General features: G+C 54.7%; 22 protein-coding genes. 19 read left to right on the forward strand and 3 right to left on the reverse strand.

The genetic code is table 11. The annotated features are described in order from the left end of the window. Positions 1 to 140 precede the first annotated feature (140 nt). Positions 141 to 1235: a M24 family metallopeptidase gene (locus QWT68_RS03020; RefSeq protein ID WP_290149450.1), complete on the reverse strand. Its 1095-nt coding sequence runs from the start codon at positions 1233 to 1235 to the stop codon at positions 141 to 143. 110 nt (positions 1236 to 1345) lie between these two features. Between QWT68_RS03020 and QWT68_RS03025 the strand changes: the two genes are divergently transcribed. Then, positions 1346 to 2026 (forward strand): metal-dependent hydrolase, encoded by a 681-nt coding sequence (locus QWT68_RS03025; RefSeq protein ID WP_290149451.1) that lies wholly within the window; start codon positions 1346 to 1348, stop codon positions 2024 to 2026. A gap of 100 nt (positions 2027 to 2126) precedes the next feature. Continuing rightward, the gene (locus QWT68_RS03030) at positions 2127 to 3434 is read left to right on the forward strand and encodes a DRTGG domain-containing protein (RefSeq protein ID WP_290149453.1); all 1308 of its coding nucleotides are present in this window, start codon (positions 2127 to 2129) and stop codon (positions 3432 to 3434) included. Between the two features lie 24 nt (positions 3435 to 3458). Here QWT68_RS03030 and QWT68_RS03035 read toward each other — a convergent pair whose 3' ends face one another. After that, the gene (locus QWT68_RS03035; RefSeq protein ID WP_040286191.1) at positions 3459 to 3779 is read right to left on the reverse strand and encodes a YtpI family protein; all 321 of its coding nucleotides are present in this window, start codon (positions 3777 to 3779) and stop codon (positions 3459 to 3461) included. A gap of 98 nt (positions 3780 to 3877) precedes the next feature. On the opposite strand from QWT68_RS03035, the gene QWT68_RS03040 reads away from it, so the two are divergent. From QWT68_RS03040 to QWT68_RS03075, 8 genes are all read left to right on the forward strand, one after another. Then, a complete protein-coding gene (locus QWT68_RS03040) occupies positions 3878 to 4822 on the forward strand; it encodes a DHH family phosphoesterase (protein WP_040286192.1) in 945 nt (314 codons plus the stop codon). A gap of 15 nt (positions 4823 to 4837) precedes the next feature. Next, the gene (locus QWT68_RS03045; protein WP_290149455.1) at positions 4838 to 7939 is read left to right on the forward strand and encodes a DNA polymerase III subunit alpha; all 3102 of its coding nucleotides are present in this window, start codon (positions 4838 to 4840) and stop codon (positions 7937 to 7939) included. A gap of 98 nt (positions 7940 to 8037) precedes the next feature. Further along, positions 8038 to 8700 (forward strand): FadR/GntR family transcriptional regulator, encoded by a 663-nt coding sequence (locus QWT68_RS03050; RefSeq protein ID WP_290149457.1) that lies wholly within the window; start codon positions 8038 to 8040, stop codon positions 8698 to 8700. After that, complete coding sequence (gene accD / locus QWT68_RS03055; RefSeq protein ID WP_040286194.1) at positions 8694 to 9557, forward strand: acetyl-CoA carboxylase, carboxyltransferase subunit beta; 864 nt, start codon at positions 8694 to 8696, stop codon at positions 9555 to 9557. The genes QWT68_RS03050 and accD overlap by 7 nt, the downstream gene beginning before the upstream one ends. Continuing rightward, positions 9554 to 10510 (forward strand): acetyl-CoA carboxylase carboxyltransferase subunit alpha, encoded by a 957-nt coding sequence (locus QWT68_RS03060; protein WP_290149460.1) that lies wholly within the window; start codon positions 9554 to 9556, stop codon positions 10508 to 10510. The genes accD and QWT68_RS03060 overlap by 4 nt, the downstream gene beginning before the upstream one ends. 35 nt (positions 10511 to 10545) lie before the next feature. Then, positions 10546 to 11517: a 6-phosphofructokinase gene (pfkA, locus tag QWT68_RS03065; RefSeq protein ID WP_290149462.1), complete on the forward strand. Its 972-nt coding sequence runs from the start codon at positions 10546 to 10548 to the stop codon at positions 11515 to 11517. Between the two features lie 32 nt (positions 11518 to 11549). Then, positions 11550 to 13310 carry a pyruvate kinase gene (gene pyk, locus QWT68_RS03070; RefSeq protein WP_040286197.1) on the forward strand — a complete coding sequence of 587 codons (1761 nt, stop codon included), beginning with the start codon at positions 11550 to 11552 and terminating at the stop codon, positions 13308 to 13310. Positions 13311 to 13369: 59 nt separating this feature from the next. Then, positions 13370 to 13753 (forward strand): FxsA family protein, encoded by a 384-nt coding sequence (locus tag QWT68_RS03075; RefSeq protein WP_040286198.1) that lies wholly within the window; start codon positions 13370 to 13372, stop codon positions 13751 to 13753. Here the strand turns inward: QWT68_RS03075 and QWT68_RS03080 are convergent. Continuing rightward, complete coding sequence (locus QWT68_RS03080) at positions 13743 to 14672, reverse strand: AI-2E family transporter (RefSeq protein WP_052461732.1); 930 nt, start codon at positions 14670 to 14672, stop codon at positions 13743 to 13745. The genes QWT68_RS03075 and QWT68_RS03080 overlap by 11 nt on opposite strands. Positions 14673 to 14905: 233 nt before the next feature. Here QWT68_RS03080 and citZ point away from each other — a divergent pair, with 233 nt between their 5' ends. The 9 genes from citZ to coaE all read left to right on the forward strand — a co-directional run bounded on the left by citZ (position 14906) and on the right by coaE (position 25393). Then, positions 14906 to 16021 (forward strand): citrate synthase, encoded by a 1116-nt coding sequence (gene citZ, locus QWT68_RS03085; RefSeq protein ID WP_040287177.1) that lies wholly within the window; start codon positions 14906 to 14908, stop codon positions 16019 to 16021. A gap of 74 nt (positions 16022 to 16095) precedes the next feature. Continuing rightward, positions 16096 to 17364, forward strand: a complete 1269-nt coding sequence (gene icd, locus QWT68_RS03090) for an NADP-dependent isocitrate dehydrogenase (protein ID WP_040286199.1) — start codon at positions 16096 to 16098, stop codon at positions 17362 to 17364. Between the two features lie 164 nt (positions 17365 to 17528). Then, complete coding sequence (mdh, locus tag QWT68_RS03095; RefSeq protein WP_290149468.1) at positions 17529 to 18470, forward strand: malate dehydrogenase; 942 nt, start codon at positions 17529 to 17531, stop codon at positions 18468 to 18470. Positions 18471 to 18559: 89 nt separating this feature from the next. Further along, positions 18560 to 19039 (forward strand): MaoC/PaaZ C-terminal domain-containing protein, encoded by a 480-nt coding sequence (locus QWT68_RS03100; RefSeq protein WP_040286201.1) that lies wholly within the window; start codon positions 18560 to 18562, stop codon positions 19037 to 19039. Beyond that, on the forward strand, positions 19040 to 19747 hold the full coding sequence (locus QWT68_RS03105) for a response regulator transcription factor (protein WP_276327487.1): 708 nt from the start codon (positions 19040 to 19042) through the stop codon (positions 19745 to 19747). It abuts the gene before it with no gap. Beyond that, a complete protein-coding gene (gene pnpS / locus QWT68_RS03110) occupies positions 19744 to 21171 on the forward strand; it encodes a two-component system histidine kinase PnpS (protein WP_290149472.1) in 1428 nt (475 codons plus the stop codon). Before QWT68_RS03105 ends, pnpS begins: the two co-directional genes overlap by 4 nt. A gap of 99 nt (positions 21172 to 21270) precedes the next feature. After that, positions 21271 to 23898: a DNA polymerase I gene (gene polA, locus QWT68_RS03115; RefSeq protein WP_290149474.1), complete on the forward strand. Its 2628-nt coding sequence runs from the start codon at positions 21271 to 21273 to the stop codon at positions 23896 to 23898. Positions 23899 to 23907: 9 nt separating this feature from the next. Further along, positions 23908 to 24780 (forward strand): bifunctional DNA-formamidopyrimidine glycosylase/DNA-(apurinic or apyrimidinic site) lyase, encoded by an 873-nt coding sequence (mutM, locus tag QWT68_RS03120; RefSeq protein WP_290149477.1) that lies wholly within the window; start codon positions 23908 to 23910, stop codon positions 24778 to 24780. A gap of 19 nt (positions 24781 to 24799) precedes the next feature. Further along, positions 24800 to 25393: a dephospho-CoA kinase gene (gene coaE, locus QWT68_RS03125; protein ID WP_040286205.1), complete on the forward strand. Its 594-nt coding sequence runs from the start codon at positions 24800 to 24802 to the stop codon at positions 25391 to 25393. Positions 25394 to 25456: the final 63 nt, after the last annotated feature.

The raw sequence follows: 25456 nt of genomic DNA on the forward strand, positions 1-25456 counted from the left end.
CAATGCCCGGAACGCTCAAGCAGCCCCCGGAACGCTCAAGCAAGCCCTCCGAACGCTCAAGCCCCCCACAAACGCTCAAACCAAAGCCCACACAAATCCAGCCCACAAAAAAACCGCCCGCACAAAGCGGGCAGCTCCAGTCATCGGATAATTGTCAATTCTTTCGGGAACTTCGTCATCACTTCCACACCAGCTGCGGTGACGACCACATCATCCTCAATCCGGACACCGGTGATCGACGAATCATAGATGCCCGGCTCGATTGTGAAGACCATGCCTTCGTCGAGCTGGAAGTCATTCGCTCCGTGAATGGAAGGGAATTCGTGCACCGAAATGCCGAGACCATGCCCAAGACGGTGGGTGAAGTATTCGCCATAGCCTGCTTCGTCGATGACATCCCGGGAAGCCTTGTCCAGTTCGCGCGCGGTTACGCCAGGCTTTACGAGATCGATAGCAGCTTGGTTCGCGCGGCGGACCGCTTCGTAAATGTCCTTCTGGGCTTCAGACGGCTCGCCGAACGCGAGTGTCCGTGTGATGTCCGAGCAGTAGCCCTTGTGGACGACACCGAGGTCGAGGAGGACGAAATCGCCTTGCTCGATCTTCCGTTCACCAGGTGTGCCGTGCGGTGAAGCCGTTTTCGTGCCGGTCAGCACCGTCGTTGCGAACGACATCTTCTCGACGCCTTTCTTCTTCAGCGCGAGCTCGATCGCTGTCTGCAGTTCCAGCTCGGTCATCCCTTCCGTGATCGTATCGCGTGCGACTTCGATTGCATAATCGGCAAGCGCGGCTGCTTCACGCAGCAAGTTCAGTTCGGACTCATCTTTCCGGCTGCGCATCGCATTGAGCTGCTCGTCCAGACGGGAAATCGTCGCGCCCGCAAACAGTTCTTCCATCCGCTCAAGGCGTTCCACAGTCAAGTGGGATTTCTCGATTGCAATCGAACTGATTTCATCCGTCTTGCGTCCTGCCGCCTCCTTGACGAATTCCCACGCATCGTCCGTGTCCTGGTATCCGACGGTCTCGAATGACCAGCCAGCCGCTTTGACATCGGGGACTTCCATCAGCGGACAGACGATGAACGGCTCGGCGTCCTTGAAGATCATGATACCGAGAAGGCGCTCATGAGGATCGCTGCTGAACCCTGACAAATAGAAAATGTTATCCGGCGTCGTCACGAATGCCGCATCCGTCTGGTGGTCTGTCAAGTATTGCTGGATTGTTTCAAGTCTGTTCAAAATGATTCCTCCTTTATATACATGGTCCATCATATCAAAAAAGAGGATTTCCGGCAGGTTTCGCGAATCCGGGAGAGAGGAAAGAATATGTAATGGAGGTGTCGGATGAATTGGAAATCTCATATCATGGCCATTCAATTGTAAAAGTGAAAACAGGCGGGAAGGAAATTCTGATCGACCCGTACATCACGGACAACGATCTGACAGACTTGAAGGCGGATGAACAGAAACCGGACGTCATCCTGCTGACGCACGGACATAATGATCATGTCGGTGATACGATCGCTATCGCGAAATCATGCGATGCGCTTGTCGTCGCGCCGAACGAATTGGCGGTCTGGCTCGGCTGGCAGGGACTCAATACGCACGGCATGAATATCGGGGGAGCGAAGAAGTTCGATTTCGGTACGGTGAAATATACGAAAGCCTTCCACAGCTCTTCGTATACGACAGAAGATGGGCAGATCATCTATACAGGCATGCCTGCAGGAATCCTGTTTACAGCGGAAGGAAAAACAATCTACCATGCAGGAGACACATCGCTGTTCGGAGATATGGAACTGATCGGAAAGCGGAACGATATTGATGTGGCGTTTCTGCCGATCGGCGATAACTTCACGATGGGACCGGAGGATGCGGCATATGCTGTCGAACTGCTGAACCCGAAACTGGCAGTCCCTGTGCACTTCAATACGTTCCCGCCCATCCAGCAGGACCCTGCTGCATTCACGGAGCTCGTCAAACATCATGAATCGAAAATAATGGAACCCGGCGAATCGCTGTCGCTGTGAACCCCCCGTGCTGGCTGAGTGAAATCTCGGGCAGCACGGTTTTTTTCGAGAAATTATGGTAAACTAAACGCAAGGCAGCCAGAAGAAAAAGGTGAACGACATGTCGACAAAGCACGAACAGATCCTGCGCCATATCGAGGAACTGCCGGTCGGAGAGAAGATCTCCGTCCGGCAGATCGCACGCGCGCTGACCGTCAGTGAAGGCACCGCCTATCGGGCCATCAAGGAAGCGGAAAACAAGAAATTGGTCAACACAATCGAACGGGTCGGTACGATCCGGATCGAAAAGAAGAAAAAAGAGAACATCGAACGGCTTACATTTGCAGAAGTTGTCAAGATTGTGGATGGCAGCGTCCTTGGGGGTGCAGGCGGACTGCATAAGACACTGACGAAGTTCCTGATCGGGGCGATGCAGCTCGAGGATATCCGGCGCTATATAGAGCCCGGCAGTCTCCTGATTGTCGGCAACCGCCAGAAAGCGCATCTTCTGGCGATCAATGCAGGCTCTGCCGTATTGGTCACAGGCGGGTTCGATGCTGCGGACGAAGTGAAAGAGCTTGCGGACGCACAAGATCTGCCTGTCATATCGACAAGCTATGACTCCTTCACTGTCGCGACAATGCTCGATCGGGCCATCTCGGATCAGATGATCGAAAAGGATATCCTGCTTGTCGAAGACATCCAGCACTCCCTGGCGAACACAGTGGCCCTGTCGATCCAGGATACGGTCGGACGGTTCAACGAAGTGAGCCGGAAGACATCCCATTCCGCTTTTCCGGTCATCGACAGGAACGGCCGCGTCGTCGGAATGGTGACGTCAAAGGATGTTGTCGGCAAGGAGGATGCGGAACCGATCGGCAGAGTGATGACGGAGGACCCGATCACTGCGACACGCAACATGAGCGTCGCATCGGCCGGACACAGTATGGTGTGGGAAGGGATCGACCTGCTGCCGGTTGTTACGGAATCCGGCATGCTGGATGGCGTCCTGAGCCGTCAGGATGTGCTGAAGGCGTTTCAGATGGTTCAGCGTCAGCCGCAGCATGGGCAGACGATCGATGACATCGTGAAAAGCCAGATGCACGAAAGTGAGGAGCACCCCGACCAGGTCCTCTTCGAAGTCATCCCGCAGATGACGAACCAGTTCGGCACACTTTCTTACGGCGCACTCATGACACTGCTTGCTGAGACCGGCAATCGGGCCATCAAACTCGTCAAACGCGGGGAAAGTGTCCCGGAAAATGTCACGATCTATTTCATGAAACACATCCAGCTCGGCAGCACGGTTGAAGTCATCCCGGACATCCTGCACTTGAGCCGGCGCGTCGTCAAGATGGACATCTCCATCTACACAGGGGACGAACTGTTGGGCAAAGCGCTCGTTACATACCAGCTGCTGGAACGATGAAAAAACGCTGATGCAAAAAAGGCATCAGCGTGAGTTCAATTCCGTCTCTTCATCGACAAACCGGTTATAGTGCTGCGTGGCACGCCAGTTGAAGATGGATACATAACCGCCCAGCAGGATGAACACCGCAGAGACGATATACGTGAGCGCGCCGTCGAATAAGAGAAGCTGGTTGATGCCGAACACAGCGAGCATCACACCTAGGAACATTCCCGCTTTGGCGGCGAACATTTTCTTGCGGATCGGAAATACGTGACTCGTACGGAATTGTCTTGTTTTGAAATAGAAATAGAACACTGCCGATGCAATGATCAGAAACACGAGCACGAAATTGAGTGTCTTCATAACGTGAGCCCTCCATTGGAAACAAACACTTCTTCCATTGTAGCGGCTTTTTGCAACAAATGCGAACGCAATTATTTGTACAATGGGGGAAACGGCCAATGAACAGACAAATCATCGACACAATTGAAAAGTATACGACCATCATCATCCATCGCCACGTCCGTCCGGATCCGGATGCGTTCGGTTCGCAGGTCGGCCTGAAGAAACTGATCGAAGGGAATTACCCGGAAAAGACGGTCTTCGCCGCCGGCAGTGATGACGGACAGCTCGCATTCCTGGCAGGACAGGACGACGTGACGGAGGAGCAGTACGAAGGGGCGCTCGTCATCGTCACGGATACGGCCAACACCGACCGGGTCGATGGACAGTCTTATGCCAATGGCAGCTGCCTCGTAAAAATCGACCACCATCCGAACGTCGATCCATATGGCGATCTCATCTGGGTCGATACGGAAGCGAGTTCCTGCTCGGAAATGATCTACGAACTATATAAGGAAGGCAGTGCCTATAAGGGCTGGAAGATGCCTGACGAGGCGGCCCGCCTGCTGTTTGCAGGTATTGTCGGTGATACCGGCCGTTTCATGTATCCGAGTGCAACCGGCCGGACATTCGAAGCGGCAAGCGAACTCATCAAGTATGATTTCGACCGGCAGCAGATCTTTGCGGGCATGTATGAAGTGGAGCGCAGCCTGCTGCATCTGCAGGGGTATGTCTACCAGAACTTCCAGATGGACGAAAACGGAGCGGCGTATATCAAACTGACAAAAGCGATCCTGGATGAATTCGGCGTACAGCCGCAAGAGACGTCCTCGCTCGTCAGTTCCCTCGGTGATGTCAAGGGGATCTGCGCCTGGCTGATCTTTGTGGAGGAACCCGATCAGATCCGCGTCCGGCTCCGTTCGAAAAAGACCGTCATCAACGGACTTGCAGCCGAATATGGCGGCGGCGGCCATCCGCTCGCTGCAGGCGCTTCCGTCTTTTCATGGGAAGAGGCGGACCAAGTCATCCTGAAACTGAAAGCGATGTGTGCGCATCACGAATGATTGGAGGGATGGACGATGACCCTTGTATATCCACAACTGATCACCGGAGCCGATTTCCTGAACGGCATCATAAAACTCGACCGGCTGGCTCCTCTTCTGAACAGAAGAGGAGCTGTTTCCGCTGCCATCGTCAATTCCTCGCTGTCCGGCGTCCGCTCGTTCTGGAAAGTGATGACGAAATACGGCATCCACCCGGTGATCGGCCTGTCACTATCTGTCGAACTGACGGAAGGGGGAACGGCACTTTTCTATCTATATGCAAAAAACGAAGAGGGCTTCAAACAGCTCATGAAAGCGAGCAGTGCAGCAGCGACGCGGGAGTCCGGCGACCTTCCCGAGAAATGGCTGCACGCCTACACGGCGAACTGCGCGGCTGTCCTTCCGCTGACGTCGCCTTCTTGGGATCCGTTCCGTTCAGAACCTGTCATCGGACGGATCGCCAGGGAGATCGATCCGGACAGTCTGTACATCGGAGTCGCTCGTCCGGGCGGCAGCGTCCATGAGGAAGAACAAACAATCGTGCAGCTTGCGGAAACCGCAGGGCTGCCCATCCTCGCATGCAGTGAAGCAAGGTTCATCGACCCGGAAGACGCCTTCAGTTATGAAACGGCCCAGGCCATCCGGGACGGCTACAAGCTGAATGATCCTGCGCGCCCCGTGAATCTGCATAAAGATGCGTACATACCGGAGGCACGTGAACTTGCGGAATGGTTCCGCGGAAACGAGCAATGGCTGCAGCAGGCGGCTGATCTGCTGCTGTCGTGTAAGGTCGATCTCCCGGAGAAACAATTGCTGATGCCGCGTTTTCCTGTTCCAGTAGGGGATACGGCAGCAGAACTGCTCGGCCGTCTGTGCCGGGAAGGGCTGGAACGTAAAATCCGGCAGATCCCTGAAGCCTATGAGGAACGTCTCCGCTATGAACTGGAGGTCATCGTCTCCATGGGCTATGCTGATTATTTCCTGATCGTCCAGGACTTCATCGAGTATGCCAAGCGGAATGACATCGAAGTGGGTCCGGGCCGCGGATCGTCCGCCGGCTCGCTCGTCGCCTTCTCGCTCGGTATCACCGCGGTCGACCCGATCCGGTATGGGCTGATCTTCGAACGGTTCCTGAATAAGAACCGGGTCACGATGCCGGATATCGATGTCGATTTCGCGGATACACGGCGCCTGGAAGTCGTGGAATACGTTGCGCACAAATATGGAAAAGCGCACGTCGCGCAGATCGTCACGTCCGGCACGCTGTCGGCAAAATCGGTGGCGCGGAACACCGCACGTGTATTCGGCTTCCCGAACGAAGACCTGGCGTTCATCTCCAAAAGCCTGGCTGCCGTACATGGCGCTGCATTGAAAGAGCGGATCGGCCAGTCGGCTCCCTTGAAAGAATGGATTGCAAAGGAAGAAGTCCGGCAAAAGTGGATGGACGCCTCCCTCGCGCTGGAAGGGCTGCCGAGAAACGCATCCACCCATGCGGCAGGAGTCATCCTGTCACCGAAGCCCCTGGTGGAAACCATCCCGCTCCAGGCAGGCGGTGATTCGATCTACCTGACCCAATGGGCGATGAATGATGCGGAAGAGGCCGGCCTGCTGAAAATGGACTTCCTCGGACTCCGCAATCTGACACTGCTCGACAGGATCCGGAAAGCGGTCCGCCAAGATACCGGACGCACGGTCAACCTGGAAACCATGCCGCTTGACGACGAAGCGACATACGAACTGTTCCGGCGGGGGGATATGCTCGGTGTGTTCCAGTTCGAATCTCCCGGTATGCGGAAAGCACTGCGGGACATCGAGCCGGATTCGTTTGAAGATATCTACGCGATCAGCGCCCTGTACCGTCCGGGTCCGATGGAAAATATCCCGCTCTACAGCCGGCGCAAGAAAGGGATGGAGCCGATCCGCTATCTCCATCCCTCCCTCGAGCCGATCCTGGCGGAGACATACGGCATCATCGTCTACCAGGAACAGATCATGCAGATCGCGAGCCGGATTGCAGGCTTCACGTTCGGGGAAGCGGATCTTCTGCGCCGGGCGGTCAGCAAGAAGAAGCGCGAGGTGCTCGAACAGGAGAGGAACCATTTTGCAGCCGGTGCGGTACGAAACGGATTCCCGGAAGAAGCAGCCGTCGAAATCTACGAATTGATCGTCAAGTTCGCGGATTACGGCTTCCCGAAAAGCCATGCGGTCGCCTACTCGCTCATCTCCTATCAGCTCGCCTATTTCAAGGCGAATCACCCTGCACAGTTTTACGCGGCCTGCCTGACAGTGCTCGCAGGCTCTCCGGAAAAGATGACGGAATATATCGGGGAGATGAAAACGAAAGGCATCCGTGTACTAGGCCCGTCAATCACAAGAAGCAGATGGTCTGCTGTATCCGAACGGGATGCGGTCCGGCTTGGGATCGCCTCTGTCAAAGGAGTGCCGTTCCAATTCTATAAAGCTGTGCAAGAAGCGCGGAATCAGTCGGCACCGCTCAAGACCCTGTTCGATCTGGCGGTGGCGGCAGGCGCTGAACAATTCAACGATAAGACGGTCCCGCCGCTCATCAAGTCAGGGGCGCTCGATGAATTCGGCAAGCCCCGTGAAGTATTGCTCGCTTCGATCGAAGCGGCGAGGAAGCATGCGTTGTTCGTCCGGCCATCCGACGGTGAGGACTTGTTCGCCGGGATGCTGAACGGGCTGGCGAGTCCGAAATACAGTCCTGCCGGCACGATGCCGGATATGCAGCGTCTCGATTACGAAAAAGAAGTGCTCGGTTTCTATCTGTCCGAACACCCGGCAGCAGCCTTTAAGAAAACGCTGGAAGAGGGCACGATACCGATCAGTGATGTGCAGGAGATGAAGCCGGGCGTGCGTATTTCCATCGCCGGGATGCTTGTGGAGTGCAAACGGATCCGCACAAAAAAAGGGGAAGCGATGGCGTTCCTCGAACTGCAAGATGAAACCGGAAGCCTCTCCGTAACGGTGTTCCCGAAAGTGTATGCATCCACAAGCCGTATACTGACAGATCAGTCAATGCTTGTCTGCAGGGGGAAAGTGGAAATCAGGAACGGCCAGCCGCAGCTCCTGGCCGACCAAATAGCAGACCCCGGCAAGGCGGAAGGAGAGCGAGAATAGTTTACAGTTATCCCTTTACGCAAGGCCCCCTTTTTTGTATGCTTATACAGTGAAAGTGGTCAGACCACTCAAGAATGGTGTGCAAAAGGAGTTTGACAATGGAAAATTCTCGGCCATCATCGAAACGTTTTTTGGATATCGTCAGTGATCTGCGGACGATCATCAAAGAAGAAGGAGCCGAGATCGGCGACAAGCTGCCGTCGGAGCGGGTGCTTGCAGAGCGTCTGCAAGTCGGCAGATCCACGATCCGCGAAGCGCTGAGAAGCCTGGAACTGCTTGGGCTGATCGAAACGCGCAGGGGAGAAGGGACGTTTCTGGCAGATTACAAGAAACACCAGCTTGTCGACATCCTGTCTGCATTCATCATGCAGCATCCGCAATCGCTGCGCGATGTGGACCGGACTTGCCGGATCCATGAACATGCTGCAATCGAGCGGATTGCCGGGGATGCAGAGCTCCGGTCCCTTCCTGTATGGGATGGGTTCCTCCGGAAGATCGGCGAATGCGAACCGGTTGTCCGTGAAGACGTACTGAAGGAATTCCTTGTAGCCGCCGGAAACCGGCTGTCACTGAAAATCTGGTTTTTACTGAAACAATACAGCCGACTCCCATACCAGGGGATCTTGACGGCAGCCGAGCAGGAATGCACAGTGCGAATGCTGAGCGAGCTCAAGGCCGGCAACAGCAAGTCCGCCATACATCATTACGATGATTGGCTTGAACTTGTCAATGTGGAAAAAAGGGGCGAAAACGAATGCTGAGGGATCTATTTACAAATACAAAGAAACAGCAGGCGATCATGCCGAATGCGAAATCCAAGAACGATGTGCCGGAAGGGATCATGACGAAATGCCCGGAGTGCAAGCATGTCGTACCGACGAAGGAATTGGGGAAAAATCTGAAAGTCTGCCCGAAGTGTGATTTCCATTTCAAGATGACCGCACAGGAGCGCATTGATTCCCTGATGGACGAAGGGACTTTCGTTTCGATGGATGACCATCTCGTCACGGAGAATCCGCTCGAATTCCCGGCCTACACGGCAAAAGTGAAGAAGGATGCAGAAAAGACGGGTCTCAATGAGGCTGTTTTGACAGGGACCGGCAAGATCAGTGGACAGGAAGTCGCCATCGCTGTGATGGATCCTCATTTCCGTATGGGTTCCATGGGATCGGTAGTAGGTGAAAAGATTACAAGAGCGGTGGAGAAGGCGACGGAACTCGGCGTGCCGGTTCTGATCTTTTCTGCAAGCGGCGGCGCCCGCATGCAGGAAGGCGTCCTGTCGCTCATGCAGATGGCGAAGACAAGCGTGGCGCTGAACCGTCATGCGGAAAAAGGCCTGCTGTATGTTTCGGTCATGACCTATCCGACAACAGGCGGGGTATCTGCAAGCTTCGCGTCCGTCGGCGACATCAACCTCGCGGAACCGAAAGCGCTGATCGGATTTGCCGGACGGCGCGTCATCGAACAGACCGTCCGTGAAAAACTGCCTGATAATTTCCAGACTGCCGAGTTTCTGCTGGACCACGGCCAGCTGGATGCGGTCGTCCACCGCAATGATCTCCAGGATATGCTGTCCCGGATCATCCGCCTGCATACGAAGGAGGAAGCCGCCAAATGAAGAAAACACTATCATTCGAAGAACCGATCATCAAACTGCGGGAAAAGATCCAGGAACTGAAAGAGTTCACGGAAACGAACGAAGTCGACCTTTCCGACGAAATCGAAAACTTGAACAGCCGGCTCGAAAAGCTTGAAAACGAGATCTACGGCAACATGGAGACATGGGAACGTGTGCAGGTCGCGCGCCATCCGGAACGGCCGACGACGTACGATTATATCGGGGAATTGTTCGAGGACTTCATCGAATTCCATGGCGACCGTGCATTCGGCGATGACGCGGCGATCGTAGGCGGCATCGGCTGCTTCAACGGCCAGCCGATGACCATCATCGGACACCAGCGCGGCAAAGACACGAAAGAGAATGTGAAGCGTACATTCGGCATGCCGCATCCCGAAGGGTACCGGAAAGCGCTCCGTCTCATGAAGCAGGCCGAAAAATTCGGACGCCCGGTCGTCTGTTTCATCGATACGAAAGGGGCGTACCCGGGACGTGCAGCAGAAGAGCGCGGACAGAGCGAAGCGATCGCCCGCAACCTTGTCGAAATGGCCGGCCTGACAGTTCCTGTCATCTCAGTCGTCATCGGCGAAGGGGGCAGCGGCGGTGCACTCGCACTCGGTGTCGCCAATCGCATTTACATGCTGGAGCACTCGACGTATTCCGTCATTTCGCCGGAAGGGGCGGCTTCGATCCTCTGGAAAGACTCCGCTTATGCGAAAGACGCTGCGGAAGCGATGAAAATCACCGCGCCTGACCTGAAGGAGATGGACATCATCGACGATATGATTCCTGAAGTGCTCGGCGGTGCCCACCGTAATCCGAAACAGCAGGCAGCGGAAATGAAAAAAATGCTGGAGAAAGGGCTGGGTGAACTGCAAGGTCTCGGCCGCGATGCCCTGATCCAGGACAGATATGATAAATTCCGGAAAATCGGGGTATTCACAGAACAGTGATCCCGATGGCAGATCAAGCAGGAAGGAGTGGCAGGATGAAGAAGATTGCTGTATTGACAAGCGGCGGTGATGCACCCGGCATGAATGCTGCAGTGCGTGCAGTCGTCCGGAAAGCGATATTCGAAGGGATCGAGGTGGCTGGTGTATTCAACGGCTACCAAGGCCTCATCGACGGCAAAATCGAACAGCTTCAACTGGGCTCGGTCGGGGATATCATCCAGCGGGGCGGTACGATGCTGAGGTCTGCACGGTGTCCTGAATTCACAACGGAAGAAGGCCGCGAGCGGGCGATGGAGCAGATCAGACGGCATGCGATCGAAGGTGTGGTCGTCATCGGCGGCGACGGATCTTTCCGCGGTGCGCTTGAACTGAGCCGGCTCGGCATTCCGGTTGCATGTGTCCCCGCAACAATCGATAATGACATTAACGGAACGGATTTCACAATCGGTTTTGACACGGCGCTGAATACGGTCATCGATGCTATCGATAAGATCCGTGACACAGCGACATCCCACGAACGCACATTCATCATTGAAGTGATGGGGCGCAATGCGGGAGATCTGGCATTATGGGCGGGGCTCGCAGGCGGTGCGGAAACCATCCTTATCCCCGAAGAGCGGTATGACATGCCGAATATCCTCGAGCGGCTTCAGCGGGGGACGGAGCGCGGCAAGAAGCACAGTATCATCATTGTTGCGGAAGGTGTCATGTCGGCATCCGAACTGGCCGAGAAACTGATCACCGAGGAGGAAGTCGATACGCGTGTGTCCGTCCTCGGTCATATCCAGCGCGGAGGCTCGCCATCTGCTCGGGACCGCGTCCTCGCCAGCCAGTTCGGCGCCAGGGCGGTCGAATCGCTGCTGAAAGGCAACATTGCCGCAGCGATCGGTATGAAGAGCCACCAGCTCGTCGAATACCCTCTCGATGATGTATTTGCAAAACCGGCGGATGATGCGAACGAGTTCGACAAAGATATGTACAACCTTTCGAAGGAATTGTCCATCTGATGCAATATAGGAAAAGGAAGTGGTCAAGCACAATGAGAAAAACGAAAATTGTCTGTACGATCGGACCAGCAAGTGAATCACCTGAAAAACTGGAACAGCTGATCGATGCGGGCATGAACGTCGCACGGCTGAATTTTTCGCACGGGGATCATGAAGAACATCTGAACCGCATCCAGGCGATCCGGAAAGCGGCGGATGCCAAGATGAAGACCGTCGGGATTCTGCTCGATACGAAAGGTCCGGAAATCCGTACGCATACGATGGAAAACGGCGTGATCGAACTGCGCACCGGTGAAGCTGTAGATGTCTCGATGACCGAAGTGGTGGGGACGAAAGAACGGTTCTCCATCACGTATGACCAGCTGATCGACGATGTTGATAAAGATGACACAATCCTGCTGGACGATGGGTTGATCATGCTGAAAGTGACCGGGAAGGACAAAAGCCAAGGGCTTATCCATACGGTCGTCGTCAATTCAGGTGAACTGAAGAACAAAAAAGGTGTGAACGTACCCGGCGTTTCGGTCCAGCTGCCCGGCATCACGGAAAAGGACAAGCAGGACATCCTGTTCGGCATTCAGCATGGACTCGACTTCATCGCCGCGTCGTTCGTGCGCAGACCGGAAGACGTCCTTGAAATCCGGGAATTGCTGGAAAAGAACGGCGGTTCAGCCATCCATATCATCCCGAAGATCGAAAATCGGGAAGGTGTCGATAATATCGATGCGATCATTGAAGTGTCCGACGGGCTCATGGTCGCGCGCGGAGACCTGGGTGTGGAAATCCCGCCGGAAGAAGTGCCGGTCATCCAGAAGGACCTGATCGAAAAATGCAACCAGGCGGGCAAACCGGTCATCACAGCGACGCAGATGCTCGATTCGATGCAGCGCAATCCGCGTCCGACCCGCGCTGAAGCGAGTGACGTGGCAAACGCCATCTTCGACGGATCCGATGCGATCATGCTGTCAGGTGAAACGGCGGCCGGCCTGTATCCTGCCGAGTCGGTGGAAACGATGGACCGCATCGCGCGGAAGATCGAGGAGTCATTCGATTACCGTGCGTTCATCACGACTAGACGCCGTGAAAAGCACGGCAATCTGACGGATGCGATCGGTCAGGCAGCTGCCTACACGGCCATCAACCTGAACGTCAATGCGGTCATTGCACCGACCGAAAGCGGGACGACTGCGCGGATGATTGCGAAATACCGTCCTGGATGCCCGATCATTTCCGTCACTTCCTCCGAATCGATCGCCCGCAGACTGACACTCGTCTGGGGTGCCTATCCGATTGTCGGCAGACGCGTCAGCTCCATCGACTCGATTCTTGAGGAATCGGTGGAAGAGAGCGTCAAGCATAAGTATGTCACGCACGGCGATGTCGTCATCATCACAGCAGGCGTGCCGGTCGGAGAGGCAGGAACGACAAATCTCATGAAGATCCACGTGATCGGCGACATGCTCGCGAAAGGCCAGGGAATCGGGAAGTCGGTTGCCTATGGCCGTGCGATCATTGCGAATACGCCGGAAGAAGCGGAAGGCTGCGAGTTGGACGGTGCGATTCTTGTGACGAATTCGACGGACCGTGATATGCTTCCTGTACTTGAAAGATGTGCAGGACTCATCACGGAAGAAGGCGGTCTGACGAGCCATGGGGCAATCGTCGGTCTGAACCTGGGGATCCCTGTCATTGTCGGTGTCGACAGAGCGACCCAAATCATCAAGCATGATAAGGAAATCACGATGGACGCTGAAACAGGTGTCATTTATAAAGGACATGCCAAAGTACTATAAACTGAAAAACCGCTTCCCTGAACAAGGGACAGCGGTTTTTCGCAAAAGGAGGCAAAACTGTGAAATGGCTCATACTCCTATTCATCGCCGTCCCGGCTGCTGAATTGGCTCTTCTGCTGGTCGCAGGCAGCCATCTCGGCGTCATTCCGACAATCGCGATCATTTTCATCACCGGTATCGGCGGCGCATACCTCGCGAAACGGCAGGGATTCCGGGCAATCACTGATTTCCGGCAGCGGATGTCGTTAGGTGATCCCCCAGGACCCGCGATCATCGACGGTCTGCTGATCTTCGCGGGCGGCGTGCTGCTTCTTGTGCCAGGGTTCATCACCGACGCAGCCGGACTTCTTCTGCTGTTCAGCTGGCCGCGCAAGTGGGTCCGTCCCTTCATCATCCGTCAGATCTATAAAAAGATGAAAAAAGGAACCATCATCATCCGCTGAATTTCGGGTGGGTCTTCACCTTCATGGCGATGTACATCAAAAATGGTGTCAGAAGGATGCCCGGCAGGCCGAATAGATAGAACGAACTCGCCGTGATCAGGAATGCATGGACAGGCTGCACCCGGAACGTGGACGCCCAGAGGTACGACTCGCCGAACTGGCGGCTGAGGAGTGCCAGGCAGTACAGCAGGAGAAGGGCAGACCCGAACAGCAGATTGCCTGTGTAGTAATAGAAGAGGATCATCGGGAACAGGAACAGCCCGATACCGAGGAACGGCAGGCTGTCAGCAAGCGCGATGAAAAACGCCGTACCGATCGGTGATGAGAATGACAGCGCAAAGAAACCGGCGGTCAGCAGGAGAAACGTGAGGCAGAACAGCCGTGCCTCGATGGAGATGAAATGACCGGCAAGTTCGCCGGCTTTCCTGAACAGACGGTGTGCCTGCTCCCGCATCACTTTCGGGAAATAGACGAGAAACCAGAAACGGTCCCTTCCCGTCTCCCGGAGGGCGAAGAAAAAGGCGACCAGGAAGATGAACACCGTGAAGACTTGCTGGAACAGCAGTGCAGAGAACGACACGGCATGCTCGACCACCGTGTAGCCTGCAGTCAGTATATGATCCTTGAAAAAGGCGACAGCAACCCCTGACCAATCCTGGCTGCCGGTCAGCGGCTCCAGATGCCGTTCGGCTGTAGTGAGGGTCTCCATCATACTGTGCGTCACCATGAATGACAGACCGGCCAGCACACTGATCATGACGCCCATCGACAGCAAGGTGGCGAGCGTCCGCGGAACTCTCAGCACATCATGGAACAGTCTCATCAGCGGTGCTGCAAAGTATGCCAGTATAATTGCGACCCCGGCGGGCGGCACGGCAAAGAGGAACAGCCCGCCCGCCACTGCGGGCAGGAAAGGCATGATGAAGTCCTTGAAAACCGTATAAGTATTCCAATTTCTGATTGCTGAACACTCCCCGATAACAGATTTCCTCCGAATTGTGTGCATTATCATTCACAAAACAGACAAAGTTTACTATAATGACAGATGTAAGCGTTTTTAGCGGAACCAATATAATCAGAACAGCCGTATGTCCGGACCGGCAGATGAGAAGACCGAGGATGCAGCGGCTGCTGACTGAAGGAGAGAGTTTCATGACATCTACTAAAGGTTTAGAAGGAATTGTAGCGACACAATCCTCGATCAGTTCAATCATCGATGATACCCTTACATACGTCGGGTATGACATTGACGATCTGGCTAACAATGCAAGTTTCGAGGAAGTAGTCTATCTTCTATGGCACTTGCGGCTTCCAAAAGAAGATGAGCTTGCCGAACTGAAACAGCAATTGGCGGATAACATGTCCCTGCCTGATGAAGTTCTCGCTCATTTCAAAACGTATCCGATCAAAAACGTACATCCAATGGCGGCTCTGCGCACAGCAATCTCCATGTTAGGGTTATATGACGAAGAAGCGGAAGATATGTCCAAGGAAGCGAACTACAAGAAGGCGGTCAAGCTCCAGGCGAAGATCGCGGCAGTCGTGACGGCATTCGCCCGCATCCGGAAAGGTCTGGAGCCGGTCGCTCCGGATACTTCACTCGGCTATGCGGCGAACTTCATGTATATGCTGAAAGGCGAGAAGCCGGAAGACGTGGAGATCGAAGCATTCAACAAGGCGCTCGTCCTTCATGCTGACCACGAACTGAATGCGTCCACATTCACAGCACGTGTCTGTGTTGCGACATTATCCGATATGTATTCAGGCGTGACAGCGGCAATCGGCGCGTTGAAAGGTCCTCTCCATGGTGGTGCCAACGAGCAGGTCATGAAGATGCTCATGGAGATCGGCAGCGAAGAGAACGTGGACAAGTATATCCATGGCAAGCTCGAAAACAAAGAGAAGATCATGGGCTTCGGCCACCGTGTCTACCGCAAAGGGGATCCGCGTGCAAAGCACCTGCGTGAAATGTCCGAAAAACTTACGGAACTCCGGGGTGAAGGCAAGTATTTCCGTATGTCCGAGCAGATCGCCGGCATCGTGACAGGCGAAAAGAAACTGCCGCCGAATGTTGATTTTTACTCGGCATCGGTATATCATTCACTTGGGATTGACCATGATCTGTTCACGCCGATCTTCGCGGTTTCCCGTATTTCGGGCTGGATTGCACACATTCTGGAACAGTACGAAAACAATCGTCTGATCCGTCCGCGTGCGGAGTACACAGGTCCTGATATGCAGAAATACGTACCGATCGAAGAACGGTAAGCAGCAGGAAAGACGATAGTGGGGCGGTATGCGCGCATACCGGCCCTATACTTATGATTCAGGGAGGAATTTTAATGGCTAACGAAGGTAAAATCACAGTAACTGACGGTAAATTGAATGTACCGGATCACGCAGTAATCCCTTTCATCATCGGTGACGGCACAGGCCCTGATATTTGGCATGCGGCATCCCGCGTCCTTGAAAGCGCTGTGGACAAAGCATATGACGGCAAGCGCAAGATCGAGTGGAAGGAAGTACTCGCAGGAGAGAAGGCATTCAACGAAACAGGAGAATGGCTGCCGCAGGAAACGCTTGATACGATCGAGGACTATCTCATCGCCATCAAAGGACCTCTGACTACACCGATCGGCGGCGGGTTCCGTTCATTGAACGTAGCGCTCCGTCAGGAACTGGACCTCTATACATGCCTGCGTCCGGTCCGCTACTTCGAAGGTGTCCCTTCACCTGTCAAGCATCCGGAAGACTGTGATATGGTCATCTTCCGTGAAAACACAGAAGATATCTACGCAGGGATCGAGTACAAAGAAGGCACTCCGGAAGTCAAGAAAGTGATCGAGTTCCTCCAGAACGAAATGGGCGCGAAAAACATCCGGTTCCCTGAAACTTCAGGTATCGGCATCAAGCCGATCTCAGAGGAAGGAACGAAGCGTCTTGTGCGCGGTGCTTTGAACTATGCAATCAAAGAAGGACGCAAATCCGTTACACTCGTACACAAAGGCAACATCATGAAGTTCACGGAAGGCGCCTTCAAGAACTGGGGCTATGAAGTGGCTGAACAGGAGTTCGGCGACAAAGTATTCACATGGAACGAATACGACCGCATCAAGGACGAGCAGGGTACGGATGCAGCGAACAAAGCGCAGTCTGATGCCGAAGCGGCAGGCAAGATCATCGTGAAGGATTCCATCGCGGACATCTTCCTCCAGCAGATCCTGACACGTCCGAAAGAATTCGACGTCGTTGCGACAATGAACCTGAACGGCGACTACATTTCAGATGCACTTGCAGCACAGGTCGGCGGCATCGGTATCGCACCAGGAGCCAACATCAACTACGATACTGGCCACGCGATCTTCGAAGCGACTCACGGAACTGCACCGAAATACGCAGGTCTTGACAAAGTGAACCCATCCTCCCTTCTTCTTTCTGGCGTCATGATGCTTGAGCACCTTGGCTGGAACGAAGCGGCTGACATGATCACGAAGTCGATCGAGAAGACGATCGCTTCGAAAGTTGTCACGTACGACTTCGCACGTCTCATGGACGGTGCAACCGAAGTGAAGACATCCGAGTTCGCAGACGAGCTCATCAAAAACCTGTAAGAGTACGAACTGTACGGTCAGGCACTCAATAGACAAGAAGACAAAAAGCAGATGCTATCCAGACAGCCTCTGCTTTTTGTTTACAGAAAAATACCGGATGCATCCCATGACCGGCCGACAGGGCCAGCGGACTATCATCTCACTAAGGAAAGGGCGTTTTCGTTATGGTATTGGCACGTAAAAAAGTAACAGTGATCGGTTCAGGATTCACAGGAGCGACAGCCGCATTCCTCATTGCGCAGAAAGAACTGGCGGATGTCGTCCTGGTTGATATCCCGGATATGGAAAAACCGGCACAGGGCAAAGCGCTTGATATGCTGGAGTCCGGTCCCATCCTCGGCTTCGATGCACAAGTCACGGGAACCGCGGACTATGCGGATACGAAGAATTCCGATCTGGTGATCATCACCGCAGGCATCGCCCGGAAGCCGGGCATGAGCCGTGACGACCTTGTACAGACGAACCAGAAGGTCATGAAATCCGTGACACAGGAAATCGTCAGACATTCTCCGGAGACGACGATCCTCGTCCTGACGAACCCGGTGGATGCCATGACGTATACGGTTTTCAAAGAATCCGGCTTCCCGAAAGAGCGTGTGATCGGCCAGTCCGGTGTTCTTGACACAGCGAGATTCCGTACATTCGTGGCACAGGAGCTGGGCGTCTCCGTCAAAGACGTGACAGGATTTGTTCTCGGCGGACATGGGGATGACATGGTGCCGCTCGTACGCTGCTCGGCAGCCGGCGGCGTCCCGCTCGACACTTTGATGACAGGCAAGCGCATTGCGGAAATCGTGGAGCGGACGAGGAAAGGCGGGGCGGAGATCGTCAATCTGCTCGGCAGCGGATCTGCATACTATGCGCCTGCCGCAGCTCTCGCGGAGATGGCGGAAACAATCCTGAAAGACCAGAAACGGGTCATCCCGGCGATTGCTTACTTGGAGGGCGAATACGGCATGGACGGCATCTATCTCGGTGTACCGGTCATTTTGGGGAAAGGCGGTATAGAAAAAATTGTTGAACTCGAACTGACGGACGATGAAAAAGCAGCCCTGCAGAAGTCCGCGGACTCTGTGAAAGCCGTCATGGCCGTATTGACGGACTGACCCGCGCGCGGTCAGATGGTGCTCCATTCCTTTTTGCAGTATGGTAAACTTTAGCTGGTTTCATCACATTTCCATGAGGGGGACTTTATTTGATACTTGGGAAGAAACGAAGAGTCGGCAGAGCGATTAACGAAATCAAAGTCGGTGAAAAACTGAAATTGACGGAAAAGATCGAGGACCGCGATCTGCTGCTCTACCTCGGCCTGACGAACGATCCGAATCCGATCTACATTCAGCACGATTTTGCATCCCAGACAGACGTCGAGCGGCCGATCGTCCCGACGCTTATGCTGACAGGCATCCTCACATCCGCCATTTCGAAATACCTGCCGGGTCCCGGGACGTATGTGCAGTCGCAGCACCTGGACTTTCCAGTGCCGCTCCATCATTATGAAACGATCGAAATCACACTGGAGATCATCGAAATCGACACGGACAGCAACCAGGCTGTCATCCATGCGGAAGGCCGGAACGAAGCAGGGGCTGTCGTGGTCGAAGGACGGATTGCCATCGTGCCGCCTGCGCTGAAAAACCGTCAGCTGACGTCCCAGACATTGGATAATTTCTGAATGGGTACCGCAGAGCAGCGCATGCAGACCATCCTCATCGTAGAAGATGATCCATCGATCTCAAAACTCATCGATTACAACTTGAAGCAGGCCGGCTACCATACGCTGACCGCAATGGATGGCCTTGAAGCGCTGAAGGCTGCCGCAACAGAAGGACCCGACCTCATCCTTCTCGATCTCATGCTGCCGGGGATCGACGGAATTGAAGTCTGCCGGCGGCTGCGCAGCCAGCAGATCGAAATCCCGATCATCATGCTCACGGCGAGGACCGAAGAGGCCGACAAAGTCCGTGGTTTGGAGATCGGCGCGGACGATTATATGACGAAACCATTCAGCCCCCGTGAGCTGACCGCACGTGTGAAGGCCGTCCTGAGACGGATGGGGAACCAGCCGTCTCAGGAGGCTGTCATTTCGCTGAACGGCATCACTGTCTATCCCGACCGGTACGCAACGGAACTGAATGGGGAACCGCTCGATTTCACGCCGAAGGAATTCGAACTGCTCGTCCATCTCATGAGAAACAAAAACCGTGTGCTCTCCCGGGACCAATTGCTCCAGGCTGTCTGGAATTACGAATTCAGCGGAGACACCCGCATCGTCGATGTCCATATCAGTCATCTGCGCGATAAGATCGAATTAGATACGAAAAAACCGCAGTCCATCAAGACGCTGCGGGGAATCGGCTACAAATTCGAGGTGAACCCATGAAAACGGAGGGTCATACGTCCAGGATCCTGCTGACCGCGTGCGCAGTTCTCGTCGTATTCTCGGTCGTATCGTGGATCGTACTCAGCCAGTTCTTCAATATCTTTGCGAAAGACACGGATTCCGGCCTTGAACAGCGGTACTGGCTGTACTTGACAGTCGTCATCTTGCTGTTCCTCGTCATCAGTCTCTTCATCGTCTCCCGTATTCTGTACCATTTCACGAAGCCGGTCGATGAAATTGCCATGGTGGCGGATAAATTGGCGGCAGGCGATTACAAAACCCGGGCTGCGGTGAGTGAATTCAGTGATCTCGGCAACATCGCCGCCTCGCTTAATAAAGTAGCACAAACCGGACAGGAGACTCAGATGGTGCGATCCATGGAGAAAGAGCGGCTGAAGACGCTGATTGAAAGTATCGGCAGCAGCCTGCTCATGCTCGGCAGGGGCGGCACGGTGAACCTCATGAACGGCGTGTTTGCCCAGACGTTCCATACATCCTCTCAGGAACTCATCGGTAAATCGTTCAAGGAGATCGGGCTGCCTGCGGAAGCGGAACAGCTGATTGAAAACGTCTTCCTGTCCGAGCAGGTGCACGAACGGCCGATCCGCCTGAACAGGAACGGGGCGCCGGTCGATCTGAACGTCTATGGCGCGCCGGTCATCGGACGCCACGGCAACTGGCTCGGAATCATCGTCGTCTTCCACGACATCTCGAAAATCATCCGGCTCGAAGAGATCAGGAAAGACTTCGTGGCCAATGTATCCCATGAGCTTCGGACGCCTGTCACGTCCATCAAAGGATTCGCAGAGACGCTGCTGGACGGGGCGCTTGACGATCCGGAAATCTCCCGGGAATTCATCCGGATCATCGAGAAGGAGAGCACCCGTCTCCATTCGCTCGTCACCGATCTGCTGGAACTCTCGGGTATCGAGCAGCACAGCTTCAGTCTCGATATCGACCGGATTGACGTAACAGCAATCATAGCCGAAGCGGAGGAACTGGTATCGAAACGGCTCGCGGAAAAAGGGATGCGGCTGACTGTCATGGCCCCTGAAGAAGCGGTCATCGAAGCCGACGGCCGCCGGCTGATGCAAGTGCTCGTCAACCTGCTCGCCAATGCAATCGCCTATTCGAAAAACGGAACAATAATCCGGATCACCGTGCGGATTGATGGCGGCAGTCTCATTCTCTCCGTGGCTGACGAAGGCATCGGAATTGACCCGGATAAGATTCCCCGCCTGTTCGAGCGGTTTTACCGGGCCGATCTGGCGAGAAGCCGGGAGTCGGGCGGCACGGGACTCGGACTTGCAATCGTCAAGCACCTTGTCGAAGCACACGGCGGAGACGTATGGGTCGAGAGTGAAGTCGGCAACGGCTCGGAGTTTTTTGTCCGTCTTCCGATCCATCAGCTGCCGCGGCCATAACTGACAGCCATGACACATCGCGTCGTTTTCTTTTCATCCTGCCTGCATGGTAAGATGGGGGGAGACGACGTTTTTTTGACGAAGGAGTGGACGAGTGACGTGACAACAGAAAAAATTGTATTGCTCGACGGAAACAGCCTGGCATACCGTGCGTTCTTCGCACTGCCGCTGCTGACGAACGACAGCGGCATCCACACGAATGCCGTCTACGGCTTCACGATGATGCTCCAGAATATCCTGAAAGAAGAACAGCCGACCCATATACTGGTCGCCTGGGACGCCGGAAAGACGACATTCCGGCACAGCACCTTCAGCGAGTACAAAGGCGGCCGGCAGAAGACACCGCCCGAACTGTCCGAGCAGTTTCCGTATTTGCGTAAATTGCTGGAAGCGTTCCGGATTCCGCAGTATGAATTGGAAAACTATGAGGCGGACGACATTATCGGCACCTTAAGCCGCGCAGCGGGCGAGCGGGCAGTCGAAACGGTCATCATATCAGGGGACAAGGACCTGACCCAGCTTGCGACAGACTCAGTGACCGTCTGCATCACACGGAAGGGCATCACCGACATGGAGGCCTATACACCTGAGCATGTTGAAGAGAAATACGGCATCGAACCGCTCCAGATCATTGATATGAAAGGACTCATGGGGGACGCCTCCGATAATATCCCGGGCGTTCCGGGGGTCGGTGAGAAGACGGCACTGAAACTGCTGAAACAGTATGGCTCGGTCGAAAAGATCTATGAATCGCTGGATGAAGTGAGCGGGAAGAAGCTGAAAGAGAACCTGACGGAAAACGAAGCGCAGGCGTTCATGAGCAAACAGCTCGCTACGATAGACGTACAGGCCCCTATCACAGTCGGATACGATGAGCTGACTTATAGCGGACCGGACGACGAACGGGTGAAGTCCATTTTCAAAGAACTGAAATTCACCACGCTTCTCGAGAAGATGGGGGAGACGGCAGCTGAAGAGCCGCCTGCGGAAGCAATCGAAGTGGAAACGAAGCATTCGGTCACCGAGCAAGACCTGACCGGACATATGGCGGTCCATTTGGAAATGATGGATGACAACTATTTCACCTCCGACTTGTTCGGCCTGGCATTCGCAGATGGAGAGCGTGTATTCTATATGCCGATCGAGGATGTCCAAAATAGTGATGAAGTGAAAGTGTGGCTCGCCTCCGAAGAACATGAGAAATACACGACCGACGCAAAAGCCCTGTTCGCAGCGCTCGACCGGATCGGGATTCCCGTTTCCGGCATTGATTTCGACCTGACGCTTGCTGCTTATATCGTCAATCCATCCCTGTCGTTCGATGATGTGTCGGAAGCGGCCGCATCGGTCGGCTGGAAGCAGATCGAAAAGGACGAGACGGTCTATGGGAAAGGCGCGAAGAAAGCACGGCCGGAAGGCGCCCGGCTTGCACAGCACGCAGGCGCGAAGGCGGCGGCTGTCTGGAACCTCCGCGGGCCGGTCTCCCGGCAGCTGGAAGACAACGGCCAATATGAGCTGTATCACAATTTGGAACTGCCGCTGGCCAAGATCCTCGGAAAGATGGAAGCGACCGGCGTCAAGGCGGACCTTGCCACACTGCAGGATATCGGCACGGAACTGTCCGGACGGCTGGATCAGCTCGAAAAGACGATCTATGAAATGGCCGGACAGCCGTTCAACATCAACTCGCCGAAGCAGCTCGGTGTCATCCTGTTCGAAAAGATCGGTCTGACACCTATCAAAAAGACGAAGACGGGATATTCCACGGCAGCTGACGTGCTCGAAAAGCTGGCGCCTGAACATGAAATCATCGATCAGATCCTCCTGTACCGGCAGCTTGGAAAACTGAAATCGACGTACGTTGATGGTCTGTCGAAAGAAATCCATGATGACGGAAAGATCCACACCCGCTATCAGCAGGCACTCACGCAGACGGGCCGTCTCAGCTCCATTAACCCGAATCTGCAGAATATCCCGATCCGGCTCGAGGAAGGCCGCAAGATCCGTGCTGCCTTCGTCCCATCCGAACCAGGCTGGATCATGTTCGCAGCGGATTATTCGCAGATCGAACTGCGTGTGCTTGCTCACATCTCACAGGACGAAAAGCTGATCGAAGCATTCCGTGCCGGAGAAGACATCCATACGAAGACAGCGATGCAGGTGTTCCATGTCGGCAAGGACGATGTCACTGCCAATATGCGGCGCGCTGCAAAAGCGGTCAACTTCGGAATCGTCTACGGCATCAGTGATTATGGTCTCTCCCAGAGCTTGGATATCCCGCGGAAGGAAGCGGCTGATTTCATCGAAACCTATTTGGCAAGTTTCCCGGGTGTCAAGCGCTACATGGACGAGAGTATCCTGGAAGCGAAAAAGGACGGATACGTATCGACGATGATGAACCGGCGCCGTTACCTGCCGGACATCAACAGTTCCAATTTCAATCTGCGCGGCTTTGCAGAACGGACTGCGATGAATACACCGATCCAGGGGACAGCTGCGGATATCATCAAGAAAGCGATGATCGACATGGACGCACGGCTCGCAGCTGAGAATCTGCAGGCGCGCATGCTGCTCCAGGTGCACGATGAACTGATCTTCGAAGCGCCTGAAGAAGAACTGGAAACATTGAAAGTGCTTGTTCCCGACGTCATGGAGTCTGCGCTGAAGCTGGACGTCCCGCTGAAGGTCGACTCCGCGTTCGGCGCGAGCTGGTACGACACGAAGTGAGGTGATCCTATGCCGGAATTACCGGAAGTCGAAGGGGTCGTCCGGGCGCTCGCACCTGTGGCGAGCGGCAGGACGATCCGGCGTGTCGCCATTTCCGAGACGGTCATCCGTTCGAAAGAGGCCGGGAAAGAAGCGATTGTCAAAGGGATGCCTGTCGGACAGTTCACCAGCCAGCTGGCCGGCTGGACGATCGACAGCATTGAGCGCCGCAGCAAGTATATCTACATCCATCTGTCCAGAGAAGCCAGCTGCCGCCTGCTCGTCAGCCATCTCGGCATGACTGGAGCGTGGTTCGCGGTCGGCTCGGTCGAAGATATCCGGGAACAGAAATTCCGGAATCATATCCACGCCGTGTTCGAAATGGAGGACGGTGGACTGCTTGTCTATTCGGATATCCGCCGGTTCGGTGAATTACGTCTGCTGACTTGTGCGGAAGATCATCCGTCGCTTCTCGAAATGGCACCTGAGCCGTTCGATGATGAGGCAGAGTCCTTTTTCATCCATAAAGCGGAAACGCCGGCATTCCGTAAAAAGGCGATCAAGGAAGTGATCATGGACGGACGTGTAATTTCAGGCTGCGGCAATATTTACGCGACAGAAGCACTGTTCCGGACAGGAATCCATCCCAAACGGACAGCCGGCCGGATAAGCGAAGCGAGGAAACGGCAGCTGTTCCGGGAAATCGCGGCCGTCCTGAGGGAAAGCATCGACGCAGGGGGCAGTTCCATTTCGGACTACCGCAACATCAACGGCGAAGCAGGTTCGATGCAGGACAGGCTGCAGATGTACGGGCGGAAAACCTGTCCTGTCTGCGGCGCCCAGACGGCGGCCGTCCAGATTGCGGGACGCACATCGACATACTGCAAGAAATGCCAGCATTGAACACGAAGGAGTGACTTTCATGATCATCGGTCTGACGGGCAGCATCGCGAGCGGAAAGAGCACCGTCGCACGCATGCTGAAAGAAAAAGGACTTCCGATCGTTGACGCGGACGAGATTGCGCGTCTCGTCGTCGAACCCGGAAGCCCCGTTCTCGAAGACATCAAGGCTGCGTTCGGTCCCCGGGCCATCCGGGAGGACGGTGCCATGAACCGGGAGTATGTCGGGAAGCTTGTATTCGGCGACGACGCCAAGCGGATGCAGCTGAACGGGATCATCCATCCGGCCATCCGTAAAGAATTGATCGCCCAGAAAGAACTGTATATTGAAGCGGGGGCGGAAACGGTGGTCCTCGACATTCCGCTGCTGTTCGAGAACAGATTATTCGAGTATGTCGAGAAGATCCTGGTTGTGTCCGTAAGTCCGGAAATCCAGCTGGAGCGCCTTATGCTGCGGAACGGCCTGACGAAGGCGGAAGCGGCCACCCGTATCGCGTCCCAGCTGCCTGTGAAGGAAAAAGAGGCGGGGGCGGACGCTGTCATCCATAACGACGGCTCCCTGGAAGAGACGGAACGTCAAGTGGATGAAGTGCTGACCGCTTGGCAGGTGCACTGACCATTCAGAAAAATCGAACATTGTTCACTCTTGCACAAACTCTTTCCACACAGTGAAAATGTG

This window comes from Sporosarcina trichiuri (genome assembly GCF_030406775.1).
GTDB classification, from domain to species: domain Bacteria; phylum Bacillota; class Bacilli; order Bacillales_A; family Planococcaceae; genus Sporosarcina; species Sporosarcina trichiuri.